This is a genomic window from Calothrix sp. FACHB-168 (genome assembly GCF_963889195.1).
GTDB classification, from domain to species: Bacteria; Cyanobacteriota; Cyanobacteriia; order Cyanobacteriales; family Nostocaceae; genus Aulosira; species Aulosira anomala_A.
In genome coordinates this window covers 12733-35042 of the sequence record NZ_CAWPNJ010000047.1, presented here as the reverse complement: position 1 = coordinate 35042, position 22310 = coordinate 12733, and the positions used below count along the sequence as shown (strand labels likewise).

General features: G+C 39.8%; 20 protein-coding genes. 8 read left to right on the top strand and 12 right to left on the bottom strand.

Annotation, left to right across the window (positions count from 1 at the left end):
* The first annotated feature begins 12 nt into the window (after positions 1 to 12).
* The 6 genes from AACW45_RS26375 (at position 13) to AACW45_RS26350 (ending at position 9819) form a co-directional block, all read left to right on the top strand.
* Positions 13 to 474 (top strand): hypothetical protein, encoded by a 462-nt coding sequence (locus tag AACW45_RS26375; RefSeq protein WP_242045755.1) that lies wholly within the window; start codon positions 13 to 15, stop codon positions 472 to 474.
* A gap of 209 nt (positions 475 to 683) precedes the next feature.
* A complete protein-coding gene (locus AACW45_RS26370) occupies positions 684 to 3398 on the top strand; it encodes a CHAT domain-containing protein (RefSeq protein WP_190635867.1) in 2715 nt (904 codons plus the stop codon).
* A 195-nt stretch (positions 3399 to 3593) separates the two neighbouring features.
* Positions 3594 to 4253, top strand: coding sequence for a tetratricopeptide repeat protein (locus AACW45_RS26365; protein ID WP_190635865.1), 660 nt, complete (start codon positions 3594 to 3596; stop codon positions 4251 to 4253).
* Positions 4253 to 4450, top strand: a complete 198-nt coding sequence (locus AACW45_RS26360) for a CHAT domain-containing protein (protein WP_242045754.1) — start codon at positions 4253 to 4255, stop codon at positions 4448 to 4450. Before AACW45_RS26365 ends, AACW45_RS26360 begins: the two co-directional genes overlap by 1 nt.
* A 13-nt stretch (positions 4451 to 4463) precedes the next feature.
* A complete protein-coding gene (locus AACW45_RS26355) occupies positions 4464 to 7424 on the top strand; it encodes a CHAT domain-containing protein (protein ID WP_190635864.1) in 2961 nt (986 codons plus the stop codon).
* A 127-nt stretch (positions 7425 to 7551) separates the two neighbouring features.
* Positions 7552 to 9819, top strand: coding sequence for a caspase family protein (locus tag AACW45_RS26350; protein WP_190635862.1), 2268 nt, complete (start codon positions 7552 to 7554; stop codon positions 9817 to 9819).
* Between the two features lie 99 nt (positions 9820 to 9918).
* On the opposite strand, the gene AACW45_RS26345 is transcribed toward AACW45_RS26350, so the two are convergent.
* The 9 genes from AACW45_RS26345 to AACW45_RS26305 all read right to left on the bottom strand — a co-directional run bounded on the left by AACW45_RS26345 (position 9919) and on the right by AACW45_RS26305 (position 16110).
* Positions 9919 to 11169, bottom strand: a complete 1251-nt coding sequence (locus AACW45_RS26345) for a caspase family protein (RefSeq protein ID WP_190635859.1) — start codon at positions 11167 to 11169, stop codon at positions 9919 to 9921.
* Positions 11170 to 11284: 115 nt separating this feature from the next.
* Positions 11285 to 11458, bottom strand: coding sequence for a hypothetical protein (locus AACW45_RS26340; RefSeq protein ID WP_339381959.1), 174 nt, complete (start codon positions 11456 to 11458; stop codon positions 11285 to 11287).
* A gap of 152 nt (positions 11459 to 11610) precedes the next feature.
* Positions 11611 to 12294 (bottom strand): DUF938 domain-containing protein, encoded by a 684-nt coding sequence (locus AACW45_RS26335; protein WP_190635857.1) that lies wholly within the window; start codon positions 12292 to 12294, stop codon positions 11611 to 11613.
* A gap of 135 nt (positions 12295 to 12429) precedes the next feature.
* A complete protein-coding gene (locus AACW45_RS26330; protein ID WP_190635855.1) occupies positions 12430 to 12693 on the bottom strand; it encodes a hypothetical protein in 264 nt (87 codons plus the stop codon).
* A 15-nt stretch (positions 12694 to 12708) separates the two neighbouring features.
* Complete coding sequence (locus AACW45_RS26325) at positions 12709 to 13692, bottom strand: hypothetical protein (RefSeq protein WP_242045753.1); 984 nt, start codon at positions 13690 to 13692, stop codon at positions 12709 to 12711.
* Positions 13689 to 14288 carry an alpha-ketoglutarate-dependent dioxygenase AlkB family protein gene (locus AACW45_RS26320; RefSeq protein ID WP_190635854.1) on the bottom strand — a complete coding sequence of 200 codons (600 nt, stop codon included), beginning with the start codon at positions 14286 to 14288 and terminating at the stop codon, positions 13689 to 13691. Before AACW45_RS26320 ends, AACW45_RS26325 begins: the two co-directional genes overlap by 4 nt.
* Entirely contained in the window at positions 14266 to 15027 is a 762-nt protein-coding gene (locus AACW45_RS26315; RefSeq protein ID WP_190635852.1) for a hypothetical protein, read from the bottom strand. The genes AACW45_RS26320 and AACW45_RS26315 overlap by 23 nt, the downstream gene beginning before the upstream one ends.
* Positions 15028 to 15199: 172 nt before the next feature.
* Positions 15200 to 15871 (bottom strand): hypothetical protein, encoded by a 672-nt coding sequence (locus AACW45_RS26310; protein ID WP_190635850.1) that lies wholly within the window; start codon positions 15869 to 15871, stop codon positions 15200 to 15202.
* 98 nt (positions 15872 to 15969) lie between these two features.
* Positions 15970 to 16110, bottom strand: coding sequence for a hypothetical protein (locus AACW45_RS26305; RefSeq protein WP_190635848.1), 141 nt, complete (start codon positions 16108 to 16110; stop codon positions 15970 to 15972).
* A 28-nt stretch (positions 16111 to 16138) separates the two neighbouring features.
* Here AACW45_RS26305 and AACW45_RS26300 point away from each other — a divergent pair, with 28 nt between their 5' ends.
* Both AACW45_RS26300 and AACW45_RS26295 read left to right on the top strand, forming a co-directional pair.
* A complete protein-coding gene (locus AACW45_RS26300) occupies positions 16139 to 16510 on the top strand; it encodes a hypothetical protein (protein ID WP_306415006.1) in 372 nt (123 codons plus the stop codon).
* A 652-nt stretch (positions 16511 to 17162) separates the two neighbouring features.
* Positions 17163 to 17402: a hypothetical protein gene (locus tag AACW45_RS26295; RefSeq protein WP_190635846.1), complete on the top strand. Its 240-nt coding sequence runs from the start codon at positions 17163 to 17165 to the stop codon at positions 17400 to 17402.
* A gap of 167 nt (positions 17403 to 17569) precedes the next feature.
* Here the strand turns inward: AACW45_RS26295 and AACW45_RS26290 are convergent, their stop codons facing one another.
* The 3 genes from AACW45_RS26290 to AACW45_RS26280 all read right to left on the bottom strand — a co-directional run bounded on the left by AACW45_RS26290 (position 17570) and on the right by AACW45_RS26280 (position 22288).
* The gene (locus AACW45_RS26290; protein ID WP_190635844.1) at positions 17570 to 19579 is read right to left on the bottom strand and encodes a WD40 repeat domain-containing protein; all 2010 of its coding nucleotides are present in this window, start codon (positions 19577 to 19579) and stop codon (positions 17570 to 17572) included.
* 98 nt (positions 19580 to 19677) lie between these two features.
* The gene (locus AACW45_RS26285; protein ID WP_190635842.1) at positions 19678 to 20604 is read right to left on the bottom strand and encodes a hypothetical protein; all 927 of its coding nucleotides are present in this window, start codon (positions 20602 to 20604) and stop codon (positions 19678 to 19680) included.
* Between the two features lie 136 nt (positions 20605 to 20740).
* Complete coding sequence (locus AACW45_RS26280; protein WP_190635840.1) at positions 20741 to 22288, bottom strand: tetratricopeptide repeat protein; 1548 nt, start codon at positions 22286 to 22288, stop codon at positions 20741 to 20743.
* Positions 22289 to 22310 lie beyond the last annotated feature (22 nt).

The following is a 22310-nucleotide window of genomic DNA, read 5'->3' as shown; positions in this document are numbered from 1 at the left end:
TAACTTTTTGAGATGCCTAAAATTAAGCCCCAAATTGTTGTTATACAAGAGTTTGGGCATTTATCTCACTTTCGACATCATAAATGCTGGCAGAAAGATTATTATGAGAAAAAAAAGTTGCGATCGCTATTTATGAATCTTCAATCCGTTGTAAGTTTAAACAAGCTGCCTCTTCATATCCTAGTTGAACGGCTGGATTCAGGGCATTTTATCGCATCAGTATCAGAGTTAGTTGATTGTGTAGCCGAAGCTGAAAATCGTGAGGATGCGTTCCCCTTTGGGGTTGCCGAAGGCATCGCATCTCTACAAGAAAAAATTAAAGCAAGGCTAGCAAATATTGAGATTTTGACGATGGAAGTTGCAAATAATCCCTGGACAGATTTTATTGGTATGTTTGAGGGCGATGAGGATTTTGCACAGCTGGCTGAGGAATTGCGGACAGAGCGCGAGTTAGATATCAATGGTGCAGCATGAGCCTTTGGTTGCTAGATACTGACCATGTATCGCTACTGTTGGATGGATGAAATCGATCAGCGTGGGTAAAGATTCCCACATTACTTGTTTTTGCTCAATTTCTTGAGAGAGAAGGTTCAACAATAACTTGCTTGGTACGCTAAAAAAAGCATAACCTCTTGTGGTTGAGAAATACGAGTAATTACTGAAAGATTTAAAGGGCTGAAGAAATGCGTAAAAGTCTGAATTGCTTTAATCGCCGAGGTAATAGGCTTTATAAAGCCAAAAATAAGTTATCAATCTTTGTTTATCGGGCTACATTTGTTACTGTGTTAATCTCGCTGATATTTCCCGTAGGTTTAGCATCTCCGCAGATGAGGGAAGTAGAGGGTGGGGTAAGTAGTAGATTAGTAGCACAAGGACAGACACAGCAACAGAGACTAGAAGAATCAAGGAAACTAAATAAACAGGGACTTAAATTATTTCGCCAAGGTAAATATAAAGAAGCCCTAGAGTTATTCGAGAAAGCGCTAGTAATTAGTAGAGAAATTAGTGATAAAGAAATTGAAAGTAGAATTTTAAGCAATATTGGTTCAGTTTACGACAATCTGGGCGAGTACAAACAGGCACTAGATTATTATCAACAAGCTTTAACTATCGCTCGACAAATCGATGATAAATTCGGCGAAGGTAGAATTTTAGACAACATAGGACAAGTTTACGATAATCTGGGAGAATACCAAAAAGCATTAGATTATTATCAACAAGCCTTAACCATTTCTCGACAAATTGATGATAAATTTGGCGAAGGTACAACTCTCCACAATATCGGGAAAATTTATGACAATCTGGGGCAGTATCAAAAAGCATTAGATTATTATCAGCAAGCCTTAATCATTGCTCGACAAATTGATGATAAAGCTGGCGAAGGTACAACTATTAATAATATTGGTTTAGTTTATCGCAGGCTGGGGCAGTATCAAAAAGCATTAGATTATTATCAACAAGCTTTAACCGTTGCTCGACAAGTGGAAGACAAGGAACTTGAAGGTACAACGATTAACAATATTGGGTTGGTTTATAATAGTTTGGGACAATATCAAAGAGCCTTAGATAATTATCGGCAAGCTGTAATTATTGCTCAACAAATCCTTGATAAAAGACTAGAGGGTATAATTATCAGTAATATTGGGGTAGCCTACGACAATCAGGAAGAATACCAAAAAGCATTAGATAATTATCAACAAGCATTAACTATTTCTAGACAAATTGGTGATAAAGCAGGTGAAGAAACTACTCTTGGTAATATTGGAGAAGTTTACCGCAGGAGAGGAGAGTATCAAAAGGCATTAAATTATTGTAACCAAGCATTCAACATTGCTAAACAAATTGGTGATAAAGAAGGTGAAGGTACTTATTTAAACAACATTGGAGTAGTTTATAACAATCAAAAAAAGTACCAAAAGGCATTAGATTATTATCAACAAGCATTACCTATTCGTAAACAAATTCGTGATAATACTGGCGAAGGTGGAACTCTCAATAATATTGGAGTAAATTATATAGATCAAGGTAATTACTCCGAAGCGGAAAAACCTCTCTATGCTGCTATTAAAATTTGGGAGTCACTACGGGCGACATTAAATGATGAGCAAAAAATATCAATATTTCAACAACAAGCCACTACCTATCGCTGGTTACAAAAAGCTTTAATCGCCCAAAATAAAATAGAACAAGCATTAGAAATATCTGAACGCGGTAGAGCTAGAGCCATTATCGATTTAATCACTTCAAAATCAACCAGAAGTAACGAATTTTTAAACACAATCCCATCCATTGCTCAAATTAAAAAAATTGCTCAACAGCAAAAAGCTACACTTGTTGAATATTTCTTAGCCAAGGATGCAAAACTTTATATTTGGGTAGTTAAACCCACAGGAGAAATTGCATTTAAACAAGTAGATTTAAAATCCCTCAAAACACCTCTAAAAAATTTAGTAGAAACCAGTCGTCAATCTATTGGTGTTATAAAACAACGTGGTGCTGAAATTAAAAACCCACCCCTACCAAGTCCAGAAACTCAAAAGAAACGCTTACAACAACTCCACGAACTCCTAATTACACCGATCGCCAACCATCTCCCCAAAAATCCAGGCGATCGCGTAATTTTTATCCCCCACGAATCCCTATTTCTCGTTCCCTTCCCAGCGCTCAAGGATGCAAACAACAAATACCTGATTGAAAAGCATACCATCCTCACTGCTCCAGCAATTCAGGTATTAGACTACACCCGTAAAAACACAGAAAGATTAAATATTGCATCTCTGCAACCGGGAGATACATTACTGGTAGGGAACCCAATTATGCCAATTACAGGGATTCCCCCCGTACAACAACGTCCTTTACCGGGTACGGAAAAAGAAGCGAACAAAATAGCTCCCATCCTCAACACTCAACCTTTAATCGGTAAACAAGCAACAAAATCTGCTGTACTGCAAAAAATATCAACCGCCAAAATAATTCATTTAGCTACACATGGGTTACTTTATGGCTTTGGAGAAAGAATACCAGGTGCGATCGCACTTGCTCCCGATACTCCTGGTGTCAACGAAGGATTGCTGAAAACCACCGAAATAATTAACTTAAATTTGAAAGCAGACTTAGTAGTTTTAAGTGCTTGCGATACTGGTGGAGGGGAAATCACAGGTGATGGAGTCGTGGGATTATCCCGTTCCTTGCTGACTGCGGGAGCAGAGAGCGTCATTGTTTCCCTGTGGGCGGTTGATGATAGTTCCACCTCAGATTTAATGGTGGAATTTTACCAGCAATTACAGCAAAATCCTGACAAAGCCAAAGCCCTACGTCAAGCAATGTTAAGCACAATGAAAAAACATCCCCATCCCATACACTGGGCGGCTTTCACCCTCATTGGCAACGCCGAATAAACGGGAATTAAAAAAAAATTTTCACCAAACCGCAAAATTTTGGCATATCCTCCTTACTCCCAGAAATACATATAACCAAGAAAGCAAAAGATACTTCCAGAACGGAAAAACAATTGTAATTCACTCTGCCGAAAGTATCTAGTTTTCTTTTGCCAACATCACCCAACAATCATCAATAATTTAGGAAGCGAAAAAATGAAAAAATTCACACTAGCACTTGGCATGGCTGTATTAGGTGCGATTATTTCTAGTCCCAAAGTTTTGGCAGAAAAACTTAATCAACCAGAACCAATCCTGATTGCTCAAACTCAAACTCAACTCAAGCCACAATTACAGCTACCCTCAATCAACCCTCAATTTACACATACCTACAACTCTGGAAATAGTAACAATATCGAGTCCTTATTAAATCAGGCGACAGAGTATTTACAAAATGGCAATTATGACCAAGTAATTGAGAATTGTAATCAAATTTTACAACAAGATAAAGATAATTATGGAGCTTATATACTGCGAGGTTTAGCATATATCCAAATAGAAAAGTATCAGCCCGCAGTTGATGATTTTAATCAAGCAATTCGGATTGAGCCAAATTCCCATTACTCATACTTTGGTAGAGGTTATGCTTACTTACATTTAAAAGACTACGAACAGTCATTAGCAGATTTTAATCAAGCAATCAAATTAGATTCAGACTTCGCCCATGCTTATTTTTGGCGTGGTATTGCTCAGGGGAATTTAGGTAATAAACAGGGAGCAGTTGCAGATTTAAAACAAGCTGCGGAACTGTATAAAAGAGAGGGTAAAACTGAGAATATGAAGACAGCACTTGACCTGCTAAAGCAAATTAGTTAATGCAAATATTAAGCCCAGATTCCCATCTGTTTGGAGGGGAATCTGTAGGACTCGCATTTCTGATAACTGAGTTTTATGGTAATTTAAGCAGAAATACGGATAAAGCGGGTGCGTTACGTCAAGCGATGCTGGAAACGATGAAAAAGTATCCAAATCCTCGCGATTGGGCTGGTTTTACGTTGGTTGGTTTGTTGTAGTGAGGGTATGGCTATGCGTTCCTGCAAAATTGGGTTAGGTGTGTTTGTTTGTCTGTTGGCTGTTTTTTCGACTTCGTTGGGTTCTAGTTTGTCGATGGTGTTTACTGAATCGCAGGTCTTGGCGCAGACGGTGGATGGAAGAAAAGCGGAAGCTGATAGATTCTTGGAACTGGGTAATCAGCAGTTTCAAACCAGTCAATTTACAGCAGCATTGCAGTCTTGGCAACAAGCACTACAAATTTACAGGGAAATAAACGACCGTAAAGGTGAGGGTAATACACTGGGAAATCTAGGTATTGCCTACTTATCCTTGGGAGACTACCCCAAAGCCATTGACTACCAACAACAAAGGTTGGCGATCGCACGAGAAATAAAAGACCGTTTAGGTGAGGGTCAATCACTGGGAAATCTAGGTGTTGCCTATTTATCCTTGGGAGACTACTCCAAAGCCATTGACTACCATCAACAAAGCTTGGCTATTAAACGAGAAATTAAAGACCGTAGGGGAGAGGGTAACTCACTGGGAAATATCGGTTTTGCCTACTATTCCTTAGGAGACTACTCCAAAGCCATTGACTACCATCAACAAAGCTTGGCTATATTTCGGGAAATTCAAGACCCTAATGGTGAGGATAAGGCACTAGGAGGTCTCGCTAACGCCTACTATTTCTTAGGAGACTACCCCAAAGCCATTAACTACCATCAACAAAGCTTGGCAATCGCGCGGGAAATTCAAGACCGTCAAAGTGAGGGTCAATCACTAGGAGGTCTCGGTCTTGCCTACTATTCCTTGGGAGATTATCCTAAAGCGATTGACTACCATCAACAAAGTTTGGCAATCGCACGGGAAATTCAAGACCGTCAAAGTGAGGGTATTTCACTGGGAAATCTAGGTATTGTCTACCGTGCCTTGGGAGATTACTCCAAAGCCATTGAATACCAGCAACAAAGCTTGTTAATTGCACGAAAAATTAAATACCGTCAAGGTGAGGGTGTTGCACTGAGAGGTCTCGGTAACGCTTACTATTTTCTAGGAGACTACCCAAAAGCCATTGACTACCATCAACAAAGCTTGGCGATTGCACGGGATATTAAAGACCGTCTAGGTGAGAGTATAGCACTGGGAAATCTAGGTATTGCCTACTTATCCTTGGGAGACTACCCAAAAGCCATTGACTACCATCAACAAAGGTTGGCGATCGCACAGGAAATTAAAGACCGTTTCGGTGAGAGCCAATCACTGGGAAATATCGGGAACACTTACTCTTTGTTGGGAGACTACCCCAAAGCGATTGACCACTATAAACAAAGCTTGGCGATCGCACAGGAAATTAAAGATCGTTTAGGTGAGAGTCAATCACTGGGGAATCTTGGTAATGCCTATGATGCCTTGGGAGACTACTCCAAAGCGATTGACTACTATCAACAAACGTTAGCAATTGCACGAGAAATTAAAGACCTTAGGGGAGAGGGTATTTCACTAAATAATCTAGGATATGCTTACTACAAACAAGGAAAACTTGCTTTAGCTGAGAATACTTTAATTCAAGGCATAAAAGTGTACGAATCTCTCCGAGGTCGAGACTTAAAGGATAACGAGAAAGTCTCAATTTTTGAAACCCAACGAAATACTTACAATACTTTACAAAAAGTCCTGATTGCCCAAAATAAAATTGATGCTGCTTTAGAAATATCCGAACGCGGGCGGGGACGCGCATTTGCAGAACTACTTACTTTCCGTTTATCAAATAACTCTAAGGAACAATTCCCAACACCACCCAATATTACCGAGATTAAACAAACTGCCAAATTCCAAAATGCAACCCTCATTCAATATTCCATTATTTATGACGATTTCAAAATAGCAGGTAAAGAAGAAACCGAAGAATCAGCACTATATATCTGGGTCATCAAACCCACGGGTGAAGTCATATTCCGTAAAGCAGACCTCAAACCATTATGGCAAAAAGAAAAGACAAATTTAGCACAATTAGTTCAAATAAGCCGTCAATCAATTGGTGTCAGAGGTGCAAAAATAGAAAACCCACCTCCACTAAATCCAGAAACCCAGAAAAAACGCTTACAAAAACTCCACGAAATATTAATCTCACCCATCGCTGACCTATTACCCAAAAAAGAAACCGATAAAGTAGTATTCATCCCGCAAAGCTCATTATTTCTAGTTCCCTTCCCTGCATTACAAGACGAAAACGGCAAATACCTGATAGAAAAACATACCATCCTCACATCTCCATCAATTCAGGTTTTAGATTTAACTAAAAAACAATATCAAAAACTTGGCAATCAACCCATACAGACTAATAATATGCTGATTGTGGGTAATCCCATCATGCCTAAAGTCACAATAAAAATTGGCGACACCCCACAAAAATTATCACCTTTACCTTATGCAGAAAAAGAAGCAAAAGCTATTGCAAACTTATTTAAAATCCAACCCTTAATTGGTAAAAAAGCCACAGAATCCACCGTAGTCCAACGCTTACCCCAAGCACAAATTATTCACTTTGCTACCCACGGATTATTTGATGATATTCGCGGTTTAGATAGTTCCATTGCTCTAACACCAGAAAATCCTAATTCCCTCTCATCCCCCCTCAGCAAAGAAGAGCAAAAACGCGATGGACTCCTAACCGCAGAAGAAATTTTCGGCTTGAAACTCAAAGCCAATTTAGTAGTTCTCAGCGCTTGCGATACAGGTAGAGGAAGAATTACAGGGGATGGTGTTATCGGTTTATCTCGCTCTTTTATCAGTGCAGGAGTACCCAGTGTCATCGTCTCACTCTGGTCAGTTGATGATGGTTCAACGGCATTTTTAATGACCGAGTTTTATCAAAATTTGCAACAAAAAATGGACAAAGCCACAGCATTAAGAAAAGCCATGCTCGACACCAAGAAAAAATATTCAAATCCATCACAATGGGCAGCTTTTACCCTCATCGGTAAATCTCAATGACCTACCCTTGGCAACGAAATAGGAAATTTTAAAGCCTTTATCTTTACATATAAAGAGGTCAAAACTGGCATATCCTCCCACACCCCAGAAATACAAATCTGCAAACAATCCCAAATCTAAAATCACCATGTCCTATATCAAACGCCGTCAATTTATCCAATTCGCTGGTTCCGCTTTAGCCACAATGGGTATCAGCCAGTTAGACATTATGCGTCAAGGAGAACGTTACGCAAAAGCTTTAGCACAAGATACACCCCGCAAACTGGCGTTACTGGTGGGAATCAACGATTATAAAAACAGCATACCTACTCTAGGGGGTTGCTTAACCGATGTATCCTTACAAAAAGAGTTACTAACCAACCGCTTTGGTTTTAACGAAAAAAATATTCTGACTTTAACCGACTCACAAGCCACACGCCAAGGTATTTTACAAGCATTTGACGAACACCTGATCAAGCAAGCCAAACCCGGTGATGTCGTAATTTTCCATTTTTCTGGACATGGTTCGCGTGTCAAAGATAAAGATATGCCCGGTGGACTTAACGGTACAATTGTCCCAGTTGATAGTTCTTTACCTCCCAATGGTGGTGTGGTGCAAGATATTATGGGAGGCACACTGTTTTTACTCATGTATGCATTGCAAACCACAAACGTCACTGTGGTATTAGATTGTTGTTACTCAGGGGGTACAAAGCGGGGAAATTTTGCCGTTCGTTCCCGCGATGGTGGAAGTGATTTCTTACCCAGTAAAGAAGAAGATGAAACACAGCGTAAATTATTAGAAAGAATCCCACTGTCACAACAAGATTTTATTACCAAACGCCGCCAAAATGTTGCCAAGGGAATCGTAATTACAGCTGCAAAATCCGATCAATTTGCTGTAGATGGTCAATTTAGTGACTTTCGTGCTGGAGCTTTTACTTACGCTTTAACTCAATATCTTTGGCAAGTAAACAGCAATGAAGCTTTTGCTAAAACTTTCGCTTATGTTCGCCATAATGCTCAAATGATAGCATGGAATACTGGCGGTTTTCAAGAAGCAGAAATAGAAAGAAACATCCAAAATCTCAACTCTCCATTATACTTTTTACCTCCTAAAGCAACTCCCGCAGAAGCCGTAATTACTGGTGTGAATGGCAACCAAGTAAATTTATGGTTGGGTGGAATCGAACCCCAAAGTCTAGAGGGTTTCAATAAAAGTGCAACTTTAACAATTATTGATGAAAAAGGGGAAGCACGCGGACATGTACAAATTGAATCCCGTCAAGGCTTATTTGCTAAAGGTAAATTACTCGACAACACACGCACTCAAACAGCATTAGCAAAAGGAACTTTTTTACAAGAGCGTATTCGCACTATTCCTAAAGATATAACTTTAAAAATCGGACTTGATGATAGTTCTCTTGATAGTAATATCATTGCTCAAGCAAAACAAGCATTACAAACAATACCTGGTATTGAAGCCTTACCTCTGCGACAAAAAGAAGTGCAATATATATTTGGTCGGATGACTCAAGCCAAATATCAAGAATTACAGAAACAAAAAATCCCAAATTTACCTGCAATTGGTAGCTTTGGTTTATTTACACCTACCTTAGACACAATTATTGTTAATTCCTTTGATGATGCTGGAGAAACATTAAATACCGCAGTGCAACGCTTACAATCAAAACTTAAATCATTCTGGGCTGCTAGAGTTGTTAAAAACATTCTTGGCAATAAAAATACATCAAAAATAAATATTTCTGTTTCCATGATTATTGCTGATAGTCAAGAACCTCTCGCCAATACTTTTACACCTCGTGGAGCCAAAACAAATAATGACAATGGAAACGAATCAGCACCATCCAAACCAGTAAGTATTTCCGATTCTGGTATACCAAAATTACCCTTGGACACAAAAATAGCTTTCTATGTTCACAATCAAGAATCGGTACCTCTTTACGTCACTATTTTAGGTATAGATAGTGCTGGAGACATAGGAAATCTCTTCCCTTATGATTGGTCAGAAGAACCGATATTAGCCGCATCAATAGCAGGTGGAGATAAAGTACTAATTCCTAAAGCTGAACATCAACGTAGCGGCACAAGGATAAATATTGGCGAGCCACTGGGCTTTTCAGAAATACTGATCATCGCCAGTCCCACACCATTACGGGATTTACTCGAGAAACTCCAAGCGATCGCAGTTTCCCAAGGACAAGCTGGTAAACGCACCCTCATCACAGCAACCGGAGATGAATTTTTAGACTTAACTAATAACTTGCTTGATGATTTAGACAGAAGCACTCGCGGTGGAATTCTTGTGGAAAATATCCAACTTCCAGAGGGAGAACGTGGGGTTGATACTACGAAGTTAGCCGTAATTTCGATTCCATTTGAAGTGGTGAGTTAATCAGATTGAGTAAACTTATAATACTATTGTTTCATTTGTGGGAGGTTAGGTAAATTACCTAACCTCATTTATTTCAATTCAGATTTAAAAAGCAACCGATCATCTTGAAGGTGTTGCTCGAACTCTCTCACGTAATAACAGTCCAGGTTTTAGTGATATAGATGTTGGAGATTCTAGCAATTTTCCATATCCCACCAATCCTTTACGGCTTTCAAGCTTAACTATTCCTTGCTGCTGACCTTCAGCATTGATGATTTCAAAAACAGCACTTTTATTCAAGTTCTCCAAATTTTTTGGATTAACACCACCAAGCCAAATTTCTATTTGATTTTCCTTAACTTGCGTAATTACCCCTTCTGCCCTCGGTGTTTGTACTCCAATAAAATACATGGGACGTTGCTGATAATCGCTGTTGGGTTTAACAAAAAGTACAGGCTCTTGCAAATTACCTTGCTCAAAACTCAAAGCCTTGACATTGCGAGCAATATTCACAAATGATTCACCCAAAGTTGGATTCCCACTTTGCTGCCAGAGATACTGTGTCAAAGTATAAGTAAATAGTCCTGCATTAAAGTCATTAAAGCTGGTATCGATGGCAAATTGATCGCGCCTTGCACTTGCAAGCACAACTCCTTTAGGTATTCCGATTCTCCGTTGTTTTATAAATTCCTCTGCTGACAAACCTAAACGTTGTAACCAACTTGCTTGGTAAGCCTTTTCTTCGGGGCTAACTTGAAATTTCTGCTTTAACTGAGATGATTTCAATGCGCTACTGACTAAACCACCAGAATAGATAGTATCGATGACAAAAGTCACATTTTCCGTCTTCAATGCTGCCATCAACAGCCAAAGCGTGTGTCCTGTAACCTCTTTGGTGCTAGAAGAATTTTCCGATGCTAATTGACTATCAACAGCAACCAAGCTACTAACAAAACCATCTGGATGATCCCGATCCGCGTCAATTACTCGTGAACCATGTCCAGAAAAGTGAAATACTACCACATCCCCTGGTTTGGCTTGCTTAATCAAATGCTCCTCAAAGGCTTGTAAAATACCTTTGCGCGTGGCTTGTTTATCAGTTAGAGTCAAAATATCTTGAGGATTAAAACCAAAGCGGTGAATTAATAACTCACGTTGCAATACAACGTCATTAACACAACCCGATAACTGAGCCACACCATCAGAGTATTCATTAATTCCCACCAATAATGCTAATTTTCGCGGTGTGTTTTGGGCATAAGCTTTAGTATCAAAGCTCCCCTGTTGACTTACACCCAATTGCCCTAACCCTAATGTTGCTAAAGTCGAGCTTGCCAGTAGCAGAAAATGACGGCGTTTAAATGAAGACATGATTATCCCTTAGTCTAAGTATGAGACACTAAACAGTTAGCTGTCATCATTACTGTATTTCTCGGTGACTCAAGGATATGCAAATCCTGTAAGAGCAATTTCGGCAAGAACAAGCTCATTTGATTGGCGGTAAGCGTAGCCATGCCGTAAGCTTATCCCTTGGTAGTGTCGAGTTAGGCTGTGTTCGATGTGCGCCAAAATATTTTTCACTGCAATAACGCAGCCACACCCGCAACACTTGCGGTATCTGCTGTTTTTGCTCTTTAGTTAATTTGTTGTAAAGGGTCAATGCGCGATCGCCTCGACAAGTAGCATTTTTCTGAGCGATATTTCCCAGAAGGAATTAAAAATACAGTAAGCTTTAAACCACGGTAAAACTACTGATAAATTGTACTTTTATAGACAAATGCTGCTTGAATGTAGTCTTTGAATCATCTTGAGTCAAGTCACACAATTATAATCTTCAAGAATGATTCCTTCATTAGCAGAACGTTCAAATACTACTGAAAGATTATTTGCTGGCATTTGATAAATCTGTTTTAAGATGAGATCTTCTGACCTAGCTGCTGCCACTACATCATCCAAGTTACGCACACCCCACTGTGAGTTTTGGGCGCGTAAATATTCGTCAAAAGCTGCATTACTTAGTGAGGTATGTTCTCCACCTTGTTTAAAAGGCCCATATAAATAAAGAATACCTCCTGCTTTGAGGATACGACCTGCCCCTGCCATTAGTCCCAGACAGGCTGACCAAGGTGAAATGTGAATCATATTGATGTTGACGATGGCAACAATTGGAGAGCTATCAAGCCACTCGTTTACTACCTTATTCTCCACTGGCCAAACTGGTTCTCTCACATCAAGCTCTTGCGGTGGATAAATGTTATCACACCCAAAGTATTCAGCCCATGCATTAATGCTGGGGAACAATTGCTTATTTGCATCTGTTGGTAGCCACTTTCTTTGGCTGAGCTTGGGGGCAAAAAATACTGCATGTTCCCCAGTTCCAGAAGCTATTTCCAATATCGTGCCACTCTGGGGTAATACTTGTAAAAGTACTTCTAAAATTGGTTCGCGGTTACGCTGGGTTGCTGGTGCTTCTTTTCTTGCGTCTTGTGATGCCATCTGTGTTGTTTGAAAAAGAAAGTGATTAAACTGCAATCAAGACCATAATAGGGTTCTTGGCAACTTTGGGTGATGATGAAAAGTTAAGCACTTGAAGTAGATTTTATTTGAGGCGTTTTTACCAACGATCAAGAACTAGCGGTAGAGACTGCTTGGCGTTGGGAATGGGAACTCGTTCTCAAATATGGAACAAGCTGAGAGTCTTGGCTTACCATTTACTCTTTTAGCTGGTGAGGATACCGCCGCATCATCTCCTGTACTTCCAGCGTATCCCCCGAAGGTATATACACGAACCCGCCAGTCATTGCGATGCCTGCCTGCGGCGGGCATCGCAATTCTCTGCTTCCTCGCCCACCCAAAGGGAGCGCTCACTTCGCTTGTTACGGTATTCTTACCCATAATTTTTTCGTCCCACTAACTGCATTCACAAGGATACCGTTGCATCATCTGTTGCAAATCCACAGGCTCACCCGAAGGTGTATAGACAACCCCCGCAGACATTGCTGCAACTATCCTTTTGCTCTTTGCCCATTCATACCAAGCAATTACGTCCGCCGTCGCTGTGTTTTGAGGTTTTTTGCCTTCTTTACAAGCTGTGATAAAAACGCCAGTGGGTGAGTTGACTGATTGCCAAGTTTGGAGTGCTTCTTTGAGATATGCAAGTGCCCCGGCGACATTCGCCCAATATTTCTTCACCACCCCCAAACAAGGTTCTGGGTTAATCCGCAACCGCCGCAACTCGGTACAAATCTCAGCAATCTCCTGCTTGCTGGGCTTATCCATACTTGAACCGACTTTGACTTCTGGCTCGGAAAACTCGTCCTCATGAGGGTCTATCTCACTCGTTGAGTCATCTTGTTCAATTTCATCAACAAAGCGAGTAGTCTGGGGTGGCTCTGGTTTTGGGACTGCTTGAACTGGCTCATATGAGCTTTGTTCTACTCCTTCATCCTTTACTTCACCAACAGCAGTGTTTTGTTGTGGTTTAGAAGTTTCAGGATCTGATCTATGGTGTTGTTCTGCATTGAATTCTGAAGGTTCAGTTTTGCACTTGCCAGGTTCCAATAGACTATTAAGTACATCTTGGTGTAATTTATACTGCCAAGTTTTATCTTGCCCATTGCCAGGATTTTTTTGCTTTGAGAGAATCCCCATCTCCTCCAAAAGAGCGATCGCACTCCTAATGACATGAAGACTATGCTCACCCATTAGGTCAGCGTAAATTCGTTTGAGTGGCTGGTAAACCCAAGGAGTGCGATGATTTTTGAGCTTCCACTTTGTCCAATGTCGGAAATATTCAATTAGCTTGGCAGCACAGAAATTGCCAGTAATATCCAGATATTCCTGCCGCAATATCACCAGCACGGATGCTTTTTCGGTAGAGACAACAGCACTCATTTCTTGCCTCCCACATGCGGACGAAAAGTTAGATTAATTCTTGTGCCAACCAATTTCTTGGTTTTGGGAACTTGATGAAGATGAGTAGCCTGACAACCAGGGTGCATAATCAGCAGACTTCCATGCTCCAGCCAGAAATCAGTTGGCTTACCTTTGATGGGCTTTATCTGAAACTTCCGCTCCGCACCTAAACTGACGGATGCGATCGCTGGATTATGCCCCATCGATTGCTCATTGTCAGCGTGCCAACCTATCGAATCCTGGCCGCTTCTGTATTGATTGCCGATGACTATGTTGAATTTGTAGCCAGCCAGAGTAGTAATCCTATCCCTCAACTCGGCCAGTAATGAAGTCCAAGGCAGTGGTTTCAGTAGCACACTCTTAGAATACAAATACTCACAACCTTCGTCACCGTAGATGCATTCTAGCCGGGGTACAAGTAAAGTTTTACCCACCATTTTGATTTGATTCTGTTGCCATTGCAGTCCAAGGCAGTGCTGATATAGTTCGTTCGCTTCTTGTTTGCTGAGGAACTCTGGATAGTAGGTGACTGGTAAAACTGGGGTTGGTTCGTTAAAAAGGGACATCTGTATCATCTTGTTCTCCTTGTGACCAAAGTTGTTTCAGTGCTTGTTGTTTTGCTGCTTCTAACTGTTGTTTCTCCTGGGCTGATGACTCACCGACAAGCTGCTCGAATTCCGCCCGTTGTTTTTGCTTCAATTGCTCAGTAGTTACAGGAGGTAAAGCCAGTTGCTCATCTTTAGCCTGCGCTGATGGACGAAAGCCACGACGACGGTATAAAAAGCGAAAATGACGTTTGTCCTGTGGGGGGAGCTTTCGCCATACTTCCTCATTCCAGCCTGGGGGTATGAAGTCAGCAGATGGGGGTAGGAGGTTTTGGATTTGGGCTTGGAGTTGGGCGAAATTTTGTTCTAGTTCTTGAATTCTTTTTTGCAGTTGAGGAATTAGCTTTATTGATTCTTTGGCAATCACTTCGCATTGGAGAAAGTATTTGCGGATCTGTCTACCTTGTTCACTCTTAGACAGCATTCCCATTTCTTTAAAACATTCCAGCGTCAAATAAATTTTTTCTACTGGTCTACCTGCTTTAGAGTTTTCATCAGAAGTGATGAAAATATCATAGGGCAGTGCTAAGAGCGATTGCTCTGGAAGTTGTACGAAATAATCGAAATTTCGTTCAAAGTATGAAGTTAACATTCTTTTAGCATTACTCTTAGTGCTATATCCAAGCACTGACCAAGCCCAGTCAAAATCTATAATCTGGTTACTGTTGTGCAACTGTTGAGCCAGTTCAAATGTAAATACTGGTGTCATAAAATTGCTCTAGTTAATAAATTTGAAAAGTATTAGCAGAAACTTCTTTTAGTAGTGTGTTTGCTATGCCAACAAGACACACTTGCTCCCCTTGAGCTATGCTCACGCACTGTGTGGTGTCGGAAAATAAATTGGAGTGAGCAGCAGTGAAAATTGCTGCCCACAGTTGGTTTTAGACTGTTAGCAATTTTTGACCTTGGGCTGCGCCAGAAAGCAGCGATCGCCATTCTTTAGGGCTGAGGTGTTCAAGAAGCCTGTATCCCAAATATTCATCAGCTGCGCTCTCGGACAACAACTGCACAGCATCTGCTGCCGAGTTACATGGAATACGTTGATTATCCTGTGCTGCACGTACTACCCACCAGCGACCATCAGTGCATCCGACTTTACCCAATTTCACATCACTCTGGTAAATGCCATCTTCGAGCATTTCAAACCCATACTTTTCGGACGCGCTGAAAATCTCAGCCATAATTTCGTTTCCAGTAACCCAAGGTTCTTCCGGTTCTAACTGCTCTTGCAGTGGAAGTTTGCCTTGCTGGTACTGCTGTTTGATATAGCTGTGACATCTAGCCGGACTGATATCTCGGAAAATCTCATTACCGTTAATCATTACCCGCCAGTACAAATTCTGGTAATTGCCGTGGTCGTAGCTAATGCTGGCTACAAGTTCGTCACCAACAAATGCCTCTTGGTCATAAAACGAGATTTCTAAAATGGTTGGGACTTCTGGTACTTCAATTTCACTTTGTGGGTTGAGTGTACCGTCTTGATGATGCCATTGGATATAGCGGTAGCATTGAGCTTGGGTTTGGTGGCGGAATTTTTCTTCACCATTGACCATGACTACCCAAGGTTGCGTAACAAATTCGTCGTAGTCGTAGGTGATGTAAGCGACCAGTTGCTTGAGTGCGTAAATTTCGTAGTGGTAGCAGTTGATTTCTACTGTGGTCGTGGGGCTATGGCTTCGGCTTGGTCTGCAATGTACTGGTCAAGTTCGGCTTGGGCTATTGCTTGTTTGTCAGGGGCAGCATCAACGACTGTCTCAACTCTGATTGCTTGATACTCAGCGATCGCACTCATCCAGGCATCCTTGCACCGCTTGTCAAGTATGCAAAAGCAGCAAGATGTAGTCACCATCGATGTTACTGCTGTTGAAGTCCCTGAATTAACCCCAGAAGAACAGAGCGATCGCTTGCACCTGGAGCGAAAAGTCGAGAGGGCATTTTTTGAGGCAGGTAAGACATTGGCAGAATTGCGCGACCGCAGACTCTATCGCTCCACCCATCGCACATTTGAGGAATATTGCCGCGATAGATTTGGTTACAATCGTTCCCGTTCTTATCAATTAATTGATGCGGCTATCGTTGTGGACAATCTTACTGAATGTCCACAAATTGTGGACATTTTACCAACAGCAGAAGGACAAGTTCACCAACTCACTAAGCTACAACCCCAGCAACAACAAGAAGTTTGGCAATAAGCAGTTCAAGTTGCTGGTGGATACTTGCCTGAGAATTGTCAGCAGATGCAACCTACGAATGCGATGCCTGACGGCAAGCCGCTTTGCGTCTACACATTACCAGATTGCGGGAGAACGAGAATTTGGAAGAAGCTGCTCGTGCTGTGCTGAAGCATTTGGGAGAGTTGAAACGACAAGAAAATCTTAATGAGACTCTATTCATTACCAGGTCTAAGTTTCAGTGAATAATTGCCGTATTAGCTCAAATTCCTGAAATCCTTACAAGGTAAGTATTTTACTTTAGTTTACAAATTAGCTTTTAATCTACTTGACTTTGAAGCTCAACTAAACCGTATTTTTTTTAAGCACTATCATAAATCTAATGTTTCTGCTATTATTTTACTATTATTCTATAAATTCTTATTTATTAGGTCAATGTGTAAAGCATTTGTTCTTTAGACATGGTATGTGGGTGAATCCACTTTTGGAAGAAACATAATTATTTAGTGCTATAAACCCCACTATATAGTTGGTCTAAAAAAGATTATCTGCCAAAACTGTGTGCTCCCTTGTATGTAAACTAAGGGAAAATTTTAACAAACATATTACAACCATATTTCTGTAACAAAAGAGTAACAAAAGAGTAACAAAAAAATAAAAGGAACGTTATTATATGGCTGATTTAAACAAGTCTATTAAAATAAAAAAAGATACATATCTTAAAATAAAACCAGTGAATTCGTCTGAATTAATTGCTCACGAAAAATTTTTTTTAAAAGCAGGAACAACACTGTCTATTATTAGTCGTAAATCGAGCAATAAACACTTAATAGTTACTTTGAAAGATAAGAAAGATTTAGGTGATAAAAATGAACAATCTGTTTGGTATATTTCGGCTGAAGATGTAATTTAGTTAATAATGAGAATTACAGATAATTTAATTAGGATAAATTAGCTCATTTTTTCAAGTTTATGGACTTGATTTGTCTTTGTTGATAAATCTATCTATGTCCATATACTTCGGCCGAAACTAGGAAATTTGGTGCAAAGAAAAGTTTGTCGCAATGGCAAGCTTTTCTTTTAAGCCAAAGTCACAATTATTCCATATTTACCACTACCATCAATACTATTTAAACTTGTTTTTTTCGATATTTTATCTAAGGCACTAAAAGATAACCAAATGCCAAAAACTAACAGAGTAACATGACAAATTATCATAATTAAGGAAAGATTATTCAATGTAATTAAGATTTGTCTATTCTTATTTTTATCAACTAAAACGCTTTTTTCAAATGTTTGTTTAATTATTCCTTTCAAGTTTTGATTGGTATTATGAAGTTCATTAATAATGCTTTGAGTATCATATTCTATCTCTATATCTAAGGTTTTGATATTTTCATTCAAATTTGTTTGATAATCTAAGTAAATTTTTTGAGGCTGCTGACTGTTAAGATTGTTTATAATTGCCTGAATTTCTCGCTCAATTATATTGTTTGTATTTTCAGAGTAATCACTAATATTGAAATTTTCACGTTCCCTATTATTAATAATAAGTTCTTGCAATTTTTTGCGATAAATGACAATATAATACAGGGCAATAGGTGTATATAATAAAAGGAAAATTCCTAAAAAAAGTCTTGGTTTATCTATTGATGAAATAGTAGGAGTACTAGGAATTTCAGTAGTTGGAGTTGGAGTTGTAGTTGTAGTTGTAGTTGTAGTTGTAGTTGTAGTTGGAGTTGCAGTTGCAGTTGTAGTTGGAATTGTTAGCAAACATCCTGAGTTGTTTGAAATATCTGAAGTAATTTTCCACGTTGAAATATTACCGTCGAACGTTGTAGTTATAAAATAATTTTCAGGATTAAACGAAAAGAAAGCAGAATCCATTTTTGAATTTAATTGATTATTAATTATTTCTTTACTATTTTGCAAATCCCAAATTTTAATTTTTCCATCTAAAGAACCAGCTAGAAGCCAATTATTTTTATCATTAAAGTTAACTGATATAACTGATGAGTTAAATATTCTCTTGAATTCCTGAAGAGGTTGGGGTGTTTTTACGTTTTTGATATCCCAAAGATAAACTTCTCCAAAAGTCTTTCCTTTTTCAATACCTGTTGCAATTCCAGCAGCTAATTGATTATTTTTTTTGCTAAAAGCAAGCACTTGAGCGCCGTTGTGAGAACGCTGAAGATTGAATGCTGTTGTAATTGGCGTATTTTTCCAAGTTGTAGCATCCCAAAGTTTAACATTTTTTTCTGAACCACTGGTTGCTAATATTTTGTTGTCAAAGCTTAATGCAATAGATTGCAATGGGCCTTGATCAGCATCTATTTTATAATAGTTGCTATTTTCAATTAAAGAATTAAGTCTTACTTCACGACTTTGGTTGGAGGCTTTAGGTAAAATAGAGTCTAATTTCCATATAATAACTGGACTATTTTTTTCGGTTCGATGACCACTAATAAGAAATTGATTATTAGGACTAAATATTAAAGAATAAGTAAAATAATTAAAAGCTTGATTATTTCTCGTATTATTAATATTGGATAGCCCAGATAATCTAGCAGCTACTTTACCATTGGCTATATCCCAAATAATGATTCTGTTATTTCTACCCTCTTTTGCTGTTGTCACATTCTCTGCATTAAAACTAGCTGCTAAGAATTTACAATCGGCACTGATAGAGATCGCACCTATTTCTTCATTAGGTCTTATGGGTTCTGTAAAAACTTTTGGACTATTAAGAGATAGCTGTTGATTTGTACTATCAATGGCTGCTTTCCATAAAATAATAGTCTTGTTGGCTTGAACACCAGCTAAATATTGCTGTTGAGTTCTCGGATCAACTGCTAAAGCGATTCTACGTTTAACATTTTGAAAATTTGATTCTAAATTAATAGTGTTATTAGCGGTAATTTTAAAGGTAGTTTGTTGTATTTGATTTAATGAATTAACTTTAGGGGTAATTACTTGAGCTTGTGAATGCTCAGGTTGAGCTAAGTGATACACACCGAGGCAGGAAAAGCTTGAAATAGTAGCGAATAACAATATTTTTATATTTTTTAGCGAGTAAATAAGGAGTTTCATACAGTAGATACTTAATAAAGTAAGATTATTTGCTAGTGATTATTCTGGTTTTTTATGCCGTAATTGATTTGAGAATTATTAAGCTATGAAGACATTTTTTAACCGTTATTTTTACCCATTTTATCAAAGGTTGCTGCCAAAGAAAATGTCCCTAAATCAAAGGCTGTCGCATGGGCTAAATTCTGCCCCATTTGCTCGAAAATATCGTGAGGGTGAGGTTTAGGTGTGGATACGGTTGATACGGTTTGGGTTGGAGGCTTGGACAAAGCTTGAGAGGATTGAAAGTCATGGGGTTCATAGATTTTTTCTCCTTGCAGAATAGCTTCAATATCAGCAGCAAAAGCTAAAGCATCTGCATCGTCTTCGGCTTCCTGATTAATTTTTGATAAATGTGGAACAGGCTGAATTGAGGTATGATTGCCTTTAGAGGATTCTACATAGTTATTAACAGGGATTGCAGATGTCTGTTTTATTGTAGAAGGTACAATGCTAGCGTTCACAGAAATAGCTGGTTGCTCGTCGTATTGTTTCTCTTTATTTAAAGGCGGAATCGTTTTAATTATCGGATGCTGAGATTCATTAATATTAAAAGCTTCAACTTGATTGAATTCGCTATCATCACCATCATCACTAACCTCAAAAGCTGCAACATTGTAGACTTGATCGTCATTTTCTAGGGCAGAAGCAAAGGAATCATCTACCGACATAGCATGTGTGAAAGGCTCAAAGTGATACTGTAATTCAATTGCCACACCATTATCGAAGGCAAAAGTTTCAACTTGATGAGAAATCGGTTTTTGGTTTGAAGACGAGTTTATTTGATTTGGAATTGCTTGTTCCAATGAAAACAGGGAATTTCTAGGTCTTCTAGCCATCCAACGAGCGTTAATACTCTCAAAAGTGTCTGATTGTTGAGAATGCAGTGAGCTATTCAATGAGGCAAATTCCGGTTGAGAGGGTTTTTGAGATTGGATTGCTTGCTCTAGGGAGAATAGGTTTCCTTTCGCCCGTTTTGATGGCAACATTGTTATGTTGATAAATTTACGAATAAACTAAGTATATTATTTTTGATTTGATGGTAAAAAGTATTTTTTCTTTGTCTAATTTTACAATCGCAATTTTGTATTAATTCCACACAAGTATTTCATCAATACTGAAGTGCTAACTGCTATATTTAGTACTTGATAAACGTAAATTTCGACTTTGATCCAAACAGTACATTGCTGCATCGGGGTGGTTGAGGTAATGGTAGCATTGTCCCAGGTGGTGGAGGATTTCGGCTTGGAGTCCGTGAAGTTTGAGGGATTGTTGAAAGTAATAGGAAGCTTTGAGATAGTCTTGCAGCTTGAAGAGTAATTTGCCTAGTTGAAAGGGGAGGTCTTGGGTTTCACCAATGGGATAATAGGTGTCCCAGATATTTTGAATAATTTGAGTGAGTTCCTGACGTTGGCTGTCGTTGGTGGTTTCGATGAGTTTGGTTAGAGTAGATAGGCAATTGAGGAAGATGTTAGCATCCCAACCACTCAGACGTAGGTATGCAATTAATTGTTGTAGAGTGAGGCGATCGCATTGAGATTCCATCGCTTTTTTCAGGTGAAAAAAATCATCAGGACTGTTGTTAACGATCGCATCACTGTAAGCATGGCGAGTTTCGGCGTATTCGGTGGGGGGACGACCAAACATAAATGCAGAGATATTGAGGCTGGTGTGGCGGTGGGGTGTGTGCACGGCTTGACCTCCTTGATTAATCGCATATTGCCCGATCGCATGATAATTGACCATGAGAGAGAAGCAACCGCCGTGAAAAGCCATGTAGGGTTTAGGGCGATCGCGCAAGTCTTCTAATTTGCTGTAACCTTTGTCACCAGAGATGAGGAGTAAACGGTTTTGGCTGAGTTGGCGGAGGTTATCGAGGCATTTCAGCCCGACGATGGGTAGAAGAACGGTGGTGTTATTAAGGTGTTGTTGGTAGTAATGCAAAAGTTGGTTATAAGCGGGGTTGTCGTAGTAATTGGGGGTGATGGGGCGATCGCTGTAGGTGATTTGCAGATGGTGAACGAGGTCTGGGTCTTCGAGGTTGGGGGTGCGATGGTCGGGTAAGGTCATGTTGACAAGGCTGGCGTGGAGTTGGTTCTGTTTTAAGGTGAAGGCATCTTGGGGTAAGCAGTCGAAGAAGTAGTTAGCCAGGACAATGAGGGGATTTTTCAGGGTGGTGTGGGTTTGGTTGGCATGTTGCAAATGGAGGGTTTGAGAGTTTTGGGCATCAAATTGGGCGATGTCGAGTTTGCCTTGTTGGAAGTAGGTTTGCAAAAAGGGGTGATGATGCCAGTAATGGAGGTTACTGGGGGAGAAGTCACTGAGGATGTATTTAACGGTGAGGTGGTTGAGGGAGGTATGGGGAAAGAATGCCCAGAATTTTTTCAGGAAATGGTAGGCGAAGCGACCGGAACCCGCACCCAGTTCGAGGATGTAAATGGGGTGTGTGGGATCTAGGGTGGGTTGCCAATCTCGGAGGAAGCCGAGGGTGACTTTGGCGTAGGCGTTGGCGATGTAGGGGTTACTGGTAATGTAGTGGGGGACGGTGTTGTGATTCCAGGCGTTGATGCCTTGTTGGGCGAAGAAGTTACGCTGGAGTTGCCAGAGGAGGGATTGGGAGAGGGGTTGGTTTTGTTCAAGGACTGTCTTCGTTTGGTTTGGAGAGCATATCATGAAACGGCTCAAAGCATAAGGT